Source organism: Helicobacter japonicus, assembly GCF_000762845.2.
In the GTDB taxonomy this organism is placed as follows: domain Bacteria; phylum Campylobacterota; class Campylobacteria; order Campylobacterales; family Helicobacteraceae; genus Helicobacter_C; species Helicobacter_C japonicus.
The window spans coordinates 48,720-60,241 of record NZ_JRMQ02000012.1; the positions used below are offsets into that span (position 1 = coordinate 48,720).

Consider the following 11,522-nt stretch of genomic DNA (forward strand, 5'->3'; position numbering starts at 1 on the left):
TTTATAAAGGATTATTATGCCAAAACGCACCGATATTCATACTATTTTACTCATTGGTTCAGGTCCTATCATCATCGGTCAAGCGTGTGAGTTTGACTATTCTGGCACTCAAGCCGTAAAAACACTTAAAAGTCTTGGCTATCGCGTAGTGCTTATTAATTCTAATCCTGCTACTATTATGACTGACCCAGATTTTGCAGACCGCACCTACATAGAACCTATCACAGAAGAAATCATTGCAAATATAATTACCAAAGAAAAAGTTGATGCAATATTACCTACAATGGGAGGGCAAACTGCACTTAATGTCGCAATGAGTATGTTTGAAAAAGGTATGTTAAAAGATATAAAATTTTTAGGAGCAAATCCCCAAGCAATTAAAAAAGGTGAAGATAGACAAGCTTTTAAAGAAGCAATGCTTAAAATTGGTATGGATTTGCCTAAATCGCGTTATGCCTATACTGAAGAAGAAGCCATAGAAGCGGCAAAAGAGATTGGTTTTCCACTCATTATCAGAGCAAGCTTTACTCTTGCAGGTGGTGGCAGTGGCGTGGCATACAATATTGATGAGTTTAAAGCAGTGGCAAAAAATGGCTTAGAAACAAGTCCTATTAATGAGATTCTCATTGAAGAATCGCTTCTTGGTTGGAAAGAATATGAAATGGAAGTTATACGCGATAAAAATGATAACTGCATTATTGTGTGTAGCATTGAGAATCTTGACCCTATGGGCGTTCATACAGGAGATTCTATTACAATTGCTCCAGCTCTCACGCTCACAGATAAAGAATACCAACGAATGCGTGATGCAAGTTTTAAAATTTTGCGAGAAATTGGCGTAGATACCGGCGGGAGCAATGTGCAATTTGCTATTAATCCACAAAATGGCAGAATGACCGTGATAGAAATGAATCCACGTGTATCTCGTTCCTCTGCTCTTGCAAGTAAAGCCACAGGCTATCCTATTGCAAAAGTTGCAACAATGCTTGCAGTTGGATTTTCCTTAGATGAAATCAAAAATGACATTACAGGCACACCAGCAAGCTTTGAGCCAAGTATTGATTATATCGTTACTAAAATTCCTCGCTTTACTTTTGAAAAATTCCCAAAAGCAGATTCCACACTTACTACAAGTATGAAATCTATTGGTGAAGTTATGGCAATAGGTGGCACTTTTAAAGAATCTTTACAAAAAGCCTTATGTAGCCTTGAAACAGGCACTTATGGGTTAAATAAAATTTGTAATGATATAGAATTTATTAAAAAAGAAATCCGCCGCCCAAATGCAAATCGCATACTTTATATTGCAGAAGGTTTTAGAAAAAGCATAGATATTAATGAAATGTATGAACTTTGCAAAATTGATAAGTGGTTTTTAAACCAAATCTATGAAATTGTAGAATCCGAAAAAGACATTACCGCAGAGATTCTAAACAATAGCACACTAATGAGACGCATTAAAAGTTATGGATTTAGCGATAAAATGATTGCTTTTCTACTCAAAGAAAATGATAACTTAGATATTAGTGAATCTGAAATCTATCAAGCAAGGGAAAAGCTAGATATTATGCCTCTGTATAATGAAGTAGATACCTGTGCAGCAGAGTTTCCTAGTCTTACACCTTATCTTTATTCAAGTATAGGTAATTTTGAATACATAAATAGCTTCAACACTTCATTAAGTTTTCATCAAAGCAATCCTCGCAAAAAAGTAATGATTATTGGTGGGGGACCAAATCGCATTGGACAAGGCATTGAATTTGATTATTGTTGTGTGCATTCAAGCTTTGCCCTTGCAGACCTAAATGTGCAAAGCATTATGTATAATTGCAATCCAGAGACGGTGAGCACAGATTATGATACAAGTGATGTGCTTTATTTTGAACCTATCACTTTTGAGAATGTGCGAAGCGTTATTGAGCGTGAAAAGCCAGATGGCATTATTGTGCATTTTGGAGGACAAACACCACTTAAACTTGCACATTCACTTACCAAAATTAATGCCAAAATCATTGGCACGAGTGCAAAAGTCATTGATATAGCAGAAGATAGAGAAAAATTTGCACAATTTGTCAATGAGCTAGGACTAAAACAACCGCAAAATGGTATAGCCTTTGAAAAAGAACAAGCACACTTGGTCGCCAATAAAATTGGTTTTCCTGTGCTTGTGCGCCCTAGCTATGTGCTTGGTGGGCGTGCAATGCGAATTGTCTTTAATGATGAAGAGCTTAAAAACTATATGGACGAAGTCATTGCAGTAAGCGATAACTCACCAGTGCTGATTGACAGATTCCTAGAATATGCCATTGAGCTTGATGTGGATTGCATTAGCGATGGACAAAATGTATATATCGGTGGAATTATGGAGCACATAGAGGAAGCAGGTATCCATAGTGGCGATAGCGCAAGCTCACTACCTACGATAAACATTGCCAAAACAATGCTTGATGAAATTGAAAAAACAACAGCCAAAATTGCTTTAAAGCTTGGTGTTATAGGGCTTATGAATGTGCAATATGCTATTTATAATAATGAACTTTACCTTATAGAAGTGAATCCTAGAGCATCTCGCACTATGCCTTTTGTCAGCAAGGCTACGGGTATTCCTTTAGCAAAGGTCGCTACACGCGTAATGTGGAATCATCATTTATCCCAAAATGATACACAACAAAACTTATCACAAGGCATACTTTATGAAGCATTACGCTTTTATGACAAACACAATAGAATTGATTTTAACGAATCTATTCTAAAACCAAAAATGCTCAATTATGTTTGCCTTAAGGAATCCGTTTTTCCATTCAATAAACTTGTAGGCGCAGAACTCTCACTTGGACCAGAGATGAAAAGCACAGGCGAAGTGATGGGTATTGGCAAAAGTTTTGGACTAAGCTTTGCAAAAAGTCAATTAGCGTGCAAAAATGCTTTGCCTACTCAAGGTGAAATTTTTCTTTCACTTACAAATGATGACAAAAAAGAAGGTGTGGCTCTTGCTCGTAAATTTGTTGAACTTGGATTTACTATTTGTGCCACAGAAGGGACTTATCGAGCACTTTGTGAAAATAATATAGAATCCTCACAGATTCTAAAAGTAAGTGAGGGACGCCCAAATATCATTGATAAAATGACAAACAATCAAATTGCCCTTGCTATCAATACAAGTGATCATCGCTCAAATAAAGGTGATACACATCTTATCCGCACACAGATTATTAAAAACTCAATTCCATATTTTACAACACTCTCTGCCGCACGCGTGGCGATTGAAGCAATTAAAGAAATACAAAATAGCAATATGAATGAAGCCTATGCTCTGCAGGAATATCTGCAAAGCTAAAGCACCTTGAGTTTTATTTTAGTATCTTTAATCCACCTCTTAATGCAGAATTCTTATAAAGCTAAAGTCTTATCTATTTCTTCGCCTTATTCTTTGCTTCCTTGATATAGCCCTCATATTCTGTATCGCTTAAAAGCTCTAGCCAAGTAACATTCTTGCCGTCTTTCTCGTGTGTAAGGGCGATATGCACACCCTTTTCTTTCAAACCTGCTCCGTGCCAATGCTCTACATCAGAGGGGCAAAGCACCACATCACCAACCTTTGCAATTTGTGTGATTCCCTGCTTTGTGCCTGTATAAATCGTGCCTTGTGTAACAATCAGCGTTTGCCCTGCAGGGTGCGTATGCCAAGCTGTCCTAGCCTTTGGGCTAAAAGTAACTTCTGCGCCACTAAAATTACGATAATCTCCACTTTTAAAAAGCATTTTTACATTCACTTCACCACTAAAGATTTTAGAATCTCCTTTGAATCCTCCAAGACTTCCCGCCTTTACTACCTCTTGTGTTTTTTGCATTTTTGCATCCTTTGCATTTACGAAAGTTTGTGTGCCTAAAAATCCCATTGCAGCAAGTGTTGCACTTGTCTTTAAAAACTTGCGTCTTGAATGCCCTTTATCTTTTTGCATTTTTATCCTTTAATCTAAAATAGGTTCTGTAATTATAAAACCTGATACCTAGTGTTTGTCAAGGGGATATGGAGAAAAAATGCAGAGAATATTAAGTGGAATCCCTTAGAGAAAAGATAGGCAAAGCAACGCAAATGGGAGTGGCGCAGAGAGCAGCAGCAATTATTTAGTGCATTTATTCTCTAAAGAAATGCGTTTAAGCTCGGGCAAGGGGAGATTTAAAAGCTCAATATGCTTTAAAGCGTCTTTGCAAAAGCCATTTAAATCTTTTTTGATTCCATAATACGCCCATACGCCTTGCCTTTGTAGCTCCAAAAATCCTGCGTCTTTAAGGATTTTGAGATGTCGTGAAAGGCGAGATTGCACCATATCCAAAGAGGCTTGTAAATCACATACGCACAGCATTCCTTGCTTTTGGCAATGTTGTGCTAAAAATGCGAGAATCCTAATGCGGCTTTCATCATTGATTGCCCCTGTGATTTTCAAAAAATCTTCTATGTTTTGCATATTCTACCTTTTTAAATTTTGTCCCTAGAGTAACCAAGAACCCAAAATTATCATCTCTCTATACCGATAACAAACTGCACTGCGCTTAATACAAGAAAGATTATAGGGATTAGGTGTGAAAATGGCTTGATTTCTATTATTCACAGATTCAATGCTGATTAAATTTCTTAAAATACGCATCAATTTCCTCTCTCATTTCGCATCCCACTTCCTCAAAAGCTGATAAAATCAGCTCATAACTTCCTGCTCCACCCAAAAAATCCCAAAATTCCTCTGCTACTTTAATTTCAGAATCTAAATCTAGCATTCCTGCCATAGTCCATCGTTCATAAGGTTTTGGCGCGTAAGGATTGTAAGGAATCGCTATAAGTGATTGGATATTGCAATGTGGATTATTATACGCAAAACACGCTACCCAAGTTAAAAGTGTGCGTTTAAATTCTTTAAATCCACCCTTGTTTGGTTTAGCGGTTTTAATATCAATTAAATACACATTATTGCCTTTTTGCAAAAACAAATCCACCTTTGTAGGCTTGATAATGCTTGTTTCTCCACTTTGTGAAACCGCCAAGATTCTAGCGATTTCCTCGTTTTTGTTGGGCTTAGAATTGCCGCTTTCTAAAGAATCCATAATATCTTGTATCACTCTTTGTGCTTCTTTGGTAATTGTATTTGCAACTGCCATTTGACGCTTGATAGTATCAAAATGCTTTAAGCCTAATTCTTCAGCCACAGGTTCAAAAATACTTGTGCCAAAGTTGGTATTAAGGCTTTGGATAAAGCTATAAAGTGCCATTCTATCTTTGCCTAATAATCTTGTGTGAAAAGGCATAGAAGAAGTTTCGGGCTTATAGTTTTCAAACTTATTGCGTAATGCTTGAAATAGGCGATTTTTGATATTACTTTTAAGATTTTGCATTAATTATTCCTTCCTGTAATTGTGAACAAAATGTATCAAAATCTGGAATTGCTTTGTTGATGGGCGAATAGAGGATTTTCTGCTTTGTTTGTGCTATTTTCGAGGATTTAAGGTCTGTGTTATTAATTTTTTCAAGAATATATGACATTAATTTTTTAAATATGGAAATATCAGAAAGCAATGCATATATTTCATTATATGTGTCATTTATTGTTTCATTATCCCATTCGGGAATTTCACCTTGCTTTTTAGGTTTTTTTATATTCACATTAATATTTGCTATTTTAAAAACTATAAAGGTAATGTGATGTTTAAGGAGGTGTGTTTTATCTTTTTTTGTCATATTATTTAAATAATCTTCAACAAAAATAAATAAATATGTAACAATATAAATTAATTTACAATAGGATTCTTTATTAAGATTTTCAAAACTTTGTAAATATTTATTCATTGTGCTATCAAAATAACCAGAAGCACGATGTGGAATTTGAAAGACTGTAGACATTAAAGATCTCATAATTATAAGCAAATCTACATTGATGCAATCTTGTTTACTTTCTTGCCCCATTCTTCTTTTATAAAAAATAGTTTTATTATTAATGGTATTTTTGCAAAAATATTTTTCAAGCTCTTTAAAAAATTCTCTATTAGATAAAAGTTGGTAAGTGTCAATTTGATTTTGTCTATTTGCGCTTGTTGCGATAAATTCTATTTCATCTTCATCAATAGCCTCAATTATTTTTATTGGTAAAATTATATTTTCTAATGTTTCATTACTTTTACTATTTTTATATACCTCAAATAGAGAATTAATCGTTTGGCAACCATTAATAATTCTAATGGAATGAAAAATATAGTCTTTCATACCATTTTCAGATTTGGCGTTTATTAAAGTAAGCCCATTGTTGTAGAGATGAAAATTTTCACTTCTATGTTGCACGGTTTCTTGAATGTTTTTATTGATACTGGTATCTCCCAAAAACAATCTGATATTATCTTCAAAAACATTATTGTTTAATACTTTAATATTGTCATGCTCTATAGAAATAGCTTTAAGTATTGATAATGCATTTACATATCCAATAAAGCATTTGTCAGATATACAAGTTAAATTATTTTTTGGAATTGATATGCTGGTTTGTTCTGTTTTGTTGACTTCATAAATTTTTCTTAAAAATTCACTACCTATAAGATTTGTCTCAATCTCCATAAACTCTTTAATATCTTCTTCGCTTTTTTTAATTTCTTTTTCCCAACTTTCTCTCAAATCACTAATTTTAGTTTCTGTTTTCTGTGTGCAAAAATAAAAATTTATTTTAAGACAAGGAATATTTTTCTGTTTTTTAGATTTTTCATAAAGGTCATTAATGCATTGCATAATTGTTGTCAATAATTCTTCTTCACATTGAGACTTAAAAATTTTTTCTAAAGTATTATAAAAACTTAGAATAGATTTGTAATCTACATGGCTTGAATTCTTTGCTTCAATAAAACAAAATTTAACTTCCTTGAAGTCTTCATTATTTTCTAAAATAGTGCTATAGTTATTAATTGAATATAGAGCATTATCAATAATAATAAAAAAACCATCAATTCCAGATATATTATCATTAAGCCAAGTATCTTTTAATATTTCATTATCTACTTTATTGGCTAGTGTTGTTGCAAGCATTGCTGTAGAAAAAATTTCAAACTCTTGAGACTCGGACAATTCCATTTCTGAAAATAAGCTAGAGCAAAATTCTCTAGCCTGTTTAACGATTCTTGATTCCATTTTCACGCTCCCTCAAATGAAATATACTCTCATTATACTTATTTTTATCTTTTTCACTGCGATTAAGCACGGGGCGATTGTAGGTTTTTACAATTTGCATTCCCGCTAATTCTGCAATTTTTGGGTAAAGATTAAATTTATCATTAGCAACCAAAAAAATATTATAATCCTCTTTCAAAAATCTTTTAGCGTTTTTCAAAGCTTGTGCTATGCCTTGCATATATTTTTCTTGCGCACTCTTACTTTGCCCTTCACTTAACTTGCCAATCTCTAAACTATCTTTACGAGGCAAATCAAAAATATCATAAGCATAAGCGTGTTGCTCGTGATAATCAATTAAGCCCACATAAGGCGGGGAGCTAAAGATTCCAGCAATTTTTTGAGATTTGATAAGTTGCGCAAAAGCCTTATCTTGTTGTTGCACTGCAGCAATAATATCTACATTTGTAGAATCTGCATTCAAGCAAAGTTGCTTCGTTTCACTTCGTAGAGATTCAAATTCTTTCAATCGCTTCAAAGTGTCTTTAGCATAAGCTTTCCACCATTTGCTAATACTAAAAAGTGGTTTGCAGATTCTGCCGTGTTTTTTGCAATAATAAGTCGCTGTGATAGGTTCTAAAAGTGTAGCTAAATCCGAATGTGTCGTGGCGCGAGTGCTTCTTGCTGTGCGACTTAAGATAATGCGTAAAATATCTTGTAAAACTTTGGGGGCTTTTGCAATTTCATTTTTAAGCAAAATAATCTCCTCCCTTATAGAATCCATATACCATTTTTCAAAAAAACTCCCCCGTGCCTTTGTGCTAAGGTTGATATGATAAAGCTTCACTAAATCATTATAAATTTTTAAAAACTCCTGTGCTTTTGCCTCTCCATAAGCCTTTTCATCAATTTGTTTTAGGGCAACTTGACGCTTAAAGGTTTTATTGGGAAAATGTATTTGATTAAAATCGCTAAGCTTAGCATTCAGTGTAATTTCAAAGGAATTTATTTGTGAGTTTTGGCTGTGATTTTCTAAAGGCTTTGTCAATCTTTGAAGTTCTTTTTCAAGCAATTTTAAATCATATTTGGCAATTTTAGCATTACTTAACATTGTGTTAAAAATTGAAATATCAATCCCAACCGCATTCATTCCTAACTCATTTGCCACACACAAAGTCGTGCCACTCCCTGCAAAAATGTCTAGCACAATATCATTGGGTTGAAAATAAGTTTCTTGTTTGATAGAATCTGTGTGCGAATCTAAAAAATATTCTACAAGTTGAGGGATAAACTTGCCCTTATAGGGGTGGATTCTATGGATATGCTTCGTTGTCTCTGCTTCTTTGTATTGTGCAAAAGAGAGGGTGGACTCTAAATGCTTTTGTGATTTAATCGTGTTATCATAATATCTTTTAAGCTCATTTTTATCAATCAAATTTTCTTTTAAATCTGTGCTGTGATTAGCAATTTTTCCATAATTTAAGAGATAGATAATATTATTGCTTGTTACCTTTTTCCCTAAATATTCACTCGCCCAGATACTCGCTTGTTTGGGTGTAAGTAAAGTATCATTTAAGATTTGTGTCATTGCTGCTCCCACTTTAATCGTGTCCCCTCATTGTTTGCCATTATCCAATCCTTATATCAGACATTAAGCTTAAACATCGCAATTATAACAAACTCCCACCCAATAAATCATTTATCTAAAATATTCATCTTTTATCCTCACAAACCAAGCAATACAACCAAGAATCCAAAGCCTATGGAGATTGCTAACACCATTGCCACAAAGATATAAAGCAATCTCATCTTAAACATTGATTTTAGCACGATGAGTTCGGGCAAAGAGCAGCCTCCACCCGCGATTAAAAGGCTCATCACAATGCCAAGTGGCACTGCTAGAATCTTCACGCGGCTTTCATCATTGATTGCCCCTGTGATTTTCAAAAAATCTTCTATGTTTTGCATATTTACTCCTTTGCATATTTGTGTTTTACTATAAATTTATTTTTATTGAGTTTTTTCATCACATCAACTAGAAAAAGCATTACAGGCACTTCGACCAGCACTCCTACTATGCTTACAAAGGCTTGGGGGGAATTTATCCCAAAAGAAGCAATGGCTATGGCAAGGCTTAGTTCAAAATTATTCCCACAGGCACTAAAGCTTATGGCACAGGACTTTTCATAGCCAAAACCTTTGCTCAAATAAAAAGAAATAAAAAACATCAGCACAAAATAAGCCACCAAAGGCAGTGCGACAATCAAGGCATCAAAAGGGAGATTCAGCAAAGCCTCGCCCTTATATGAGAACATCACAATGATAATATAAAGCAAAAATATCAAGGTAAGGGGGCTGATTTTGGCGATGAAAATTTCTTCATAGAATCTTAAGCCTTTGTATTTGATGAGGAAAAATCGCGTGAAAAAACCCAAAATAAAAGGAATGCCAAGATAAATGGCGACATTTTTTGCTACTAAGGCAAAGGAGATGGTGTAGCCTTGCAGGTTTATCCCTAAAAATGAGGGCAAAATCATCATAAAAATATAAGCCATAACTCCAAAGAAAAGTATTTGAAACAGGCTATTGAACGCCACTAAGCTCAAGGCTAATTCTCTATCTCCTAAGGCAAGGTCTATCCATACTAGCACCATAGCGATACAGCGCGCAAGTCCTATGAGAATGACCCCTTGCATAAGCCCAAGAGTGAAATGCGGCACAAACACATAAGCAAGGAATGCTAAAACAAACATTAGCACAGGACCTAGCAAAAAATTTAAGCCCAAAGACACAAAAAGGACTTTTTTGTGCTTAAAAACTTGGAAAATATGCGCGTAATTCGCCTTTGCCAAAGGTGGATAAAGCATTATGATAAGCCCTAATGCAATGGCTAAATTAATATCTTTGTATTCCAAAAGTGCGTAAAAATCAACAATCTGCGGGAAAAAGCCCCCGAGCATTAAGCCAAAAGCCACGCTTACAAATATCCAAAGTGGGAGGAATTTATCTAAAACTTTCATTTTATATCCTTATATTCCAAGCGCGATAACCAAGAATCCAAAGCCTATGGAGATTGCTAACACCATTGCCACAAAGATATAGAGCAATCTCATCTTAAACATTGATTTTAGCACAATGAGTTCGGGCAAAGAGCAGCCTCCACCTGCGACTAAAAGGCTCATCACAATGCCAAGTGGCACTCCAGCGTTGATTAACCCTAAGCCAATAGGGATAATCGCCTCCACACGAATATAAAGAAAAATCCCAATAATTGCCGCTAGAATCACACCAAGATAATTAAAGTCTTTAAGAATTTCTTGCAAACTCTCTTGCGGGATAAAATCGTGGATAAAAGCCCCAATAGCCATACCCACAGCAAGAAAGGGCAGAATCTTTTTGTAATTTTTAAAGCTTTGAGCAAAAAGAGAAGCAAAAGATTTGCGTTTTAAATCCGCTTGGGATTGCGTTTGCGGAGCTTGAGAATGGAATCTTAAGGCTTTGCCTTGTGCTACATTGCTTGATAAAATGGGCTTAGGATTCAAAGAAAGGGGAGCTTTTGCGCAACAACTTGAAGTTGTGCAAGAAGCGGTGTTTGTCAAAAATTCCTCTTTCAGCAAGAGTTTTGCATTCGCGTTTTTTAGGCTGAATGCAAGGAGAAATACGGCTACAACCACAAAGCACATATAGCTTAGTCCAAGCGCAAAGCCAAAAGTCATAAAAAGCATTGTGATAAGAATAGGATTAATGAGCGGAGAGGTTAAAAGATAGGCAAAACTCACGCTTAGATGAACGCCATTGCGCACAAGGGATTGAAAAAATGGAATCGTAGAGCACGAGCAAAAAGGCGTAATCGCACCCAAAAGAATCGCCTTAAAATAGCTTGCATAAGAGTTGGTGCTTAAGTGCCTTTGAACAGCGTTGGAATAGCGTTTGTTAAGATAGCTCACAAGCATATCTATACCGATAAATAAAAGAGAGATTTCCGCAAAAAGTATGGCGAAACTTTGTAGAGTGTGCAAAATTTGAGGAGGAATATTCATCACTTTCCTTTGAATAAGAATCTCACAATGCTCTTAAAGCATTGTCTAACAAATCAAAGGGAAGTATAGCCTTTTTAAATTAATATATCAATATATGTTGATATATTAATTTATTGCCCAAAACCTAAATCTATTTAGCATTATAAAACCTGATACCTAGTATTTGTCAAGGGGAAGACTAAAATTTATCATAAAAGATTTTGTTATAATTACAGCATAAAGATTGATAATTGCAGAGGAAACAAGGGGTGTAATGCTAACTTGGAATAAATCACTACAACCAAACAAAGATGAAATCATTTATGAGTTTAAGTATAGTTTTCCAAAGGGGTGGTTTAATA

9 protein-coding genes and 1 pseudogene are annotated in these 11,522 nt (G+C 34.9%); 1 reads left to right on the top strand and 9 read right to left on the bottom strand.

From position 1 onward, the window contains the following. The first annotated feature begins 16 nt into the window (after window positions 1-16). Window positions 17-3,337: a carbamoyl-phosphate synthase large subunit gene (carB, locus tag LS65_RS07975; protein ID WP_034363136.1), complete on the top strand. Its 3,321-nt coding sequence runs from the start codon at window positions 17-19 to the stop codon at window positions 3,335-3,337. Window positions 3,338-3,410: 73 nt separating this feature from the next. On the opposite strand, the gene LS65_RS07980 is transcribed toward carB, so the two are convergent. From LS65_RS07980 to LS65_RS10060, 9 genes and pseudogenes are all read right to left on the bottom strand, one after another. After that, entirely contained in the window at window positions 3,411-3,851 is a 441-nt protein-coding gene (locus LS65_RS07980) for a cupin domain-containing protein (protein WP_034363503.1), read from the bottom strand. 24 nt (window positions 3,852-3,875) lie between these two features. Next, a pseudogene (locus tag LS65_RS10255) lies at window positions 3,876-3,962 on the bottom strand (twin-arginine translocation signal domain-containing protein); the annotation flags it as partial. 162 nt (window positions 3,963-4,124) lie between these two features. Further along, window positions 4,125-4,469, bottom strand: a complete 345-nt coding sequence (locus LS65_RS07985; RefSeq protein ID WP_336524485.1) for an ArsR/SmtB family transcription factor — start codon at window positions 4,467-4,469, stop codon at window positions 4,125-4,127. A 148-nt stretch (window positions 4,470-4,617) separates the two neighbouring features. Next, the gene (locus LS65_RS07990; protein WP_034363134.1) at window positions 4,618-5,388 is read right to left on the bottom strand and encodes a TdeIII family type II restriction endonuclease; all 771 of its coding nucleotides are present in this window, start codon (window positions 5,386-5,388) and stop codon (window positions 4,618-4,620) included. Then, complete coding sequence (locus tag LS65_RS07995; RefSeq protein ID WP_034363131.1) at window positions 5,375-7,162, bottom strand: AIPR family protein; 1,788 nt, start codon at window positions 7,160-7,162, stop codon at window positions 5,375-5,377. Before LS65_RS07995 ends, LS65_RS07990 begins: the two co-directional genes overlap by 14 nt. Beyond that, window positions 7,143-8,729, bottom strand: coding sequence for a DNA methyltransferase (locus LS65_RS08000; protein ID WP_084707960.1), 1,587 nt, complete (start codon window positions 8,727-8,729; stop codon window positions 7,143-7,145). Before LS65_RS08000 ends, LS65_RS07995 begins: the two co-directional genes overlap by 20 nt. Before the next feature lie 137 nt (window positions 8,730-8,866). After that, window positions 8,867-9,109 (bottom strand): hypothetical protein, encoded by a 243-nt coding sequence (locus LS65_RS08005; protein ID WP_138129835.1) that lies wholly within the window; start codon window positions 9,107-9,109, stop codon window positions 8,867-8,869. Window positions 9,110-9,111: 2 nt separating this feature from the next. Further along, window positions 9,112-10,161: an ACR3 family arsenite efflux transporter gene (gene arsB, locus LS65_RS10055; RefSeq protein ID WP_034363493.1), complete on the bottom strand. Its 1,050-nt coding sequence runs from the start codon at window positions 10,159-10,161 to the stop codon at window positions 9,112-9,114. A 9-nt stretch (window positions 10,162-10,170) separates the two neighbouring features. After that, window positions 10,171-11,181 carry a permease gene (locus tag LS65_RS10060; RefSeq protein WP_201274346.1) on the bottom strand — a complete coding sequence of 337 codons (1,011 nt, stop codon included), beginning with the start codon at window positions 11,179-11,181 and terminating at the stop codon, window positions 10,171-10,173. Between the last annotated feature and the right edge of the window lie 341 nt (window positions 11,182-11,522).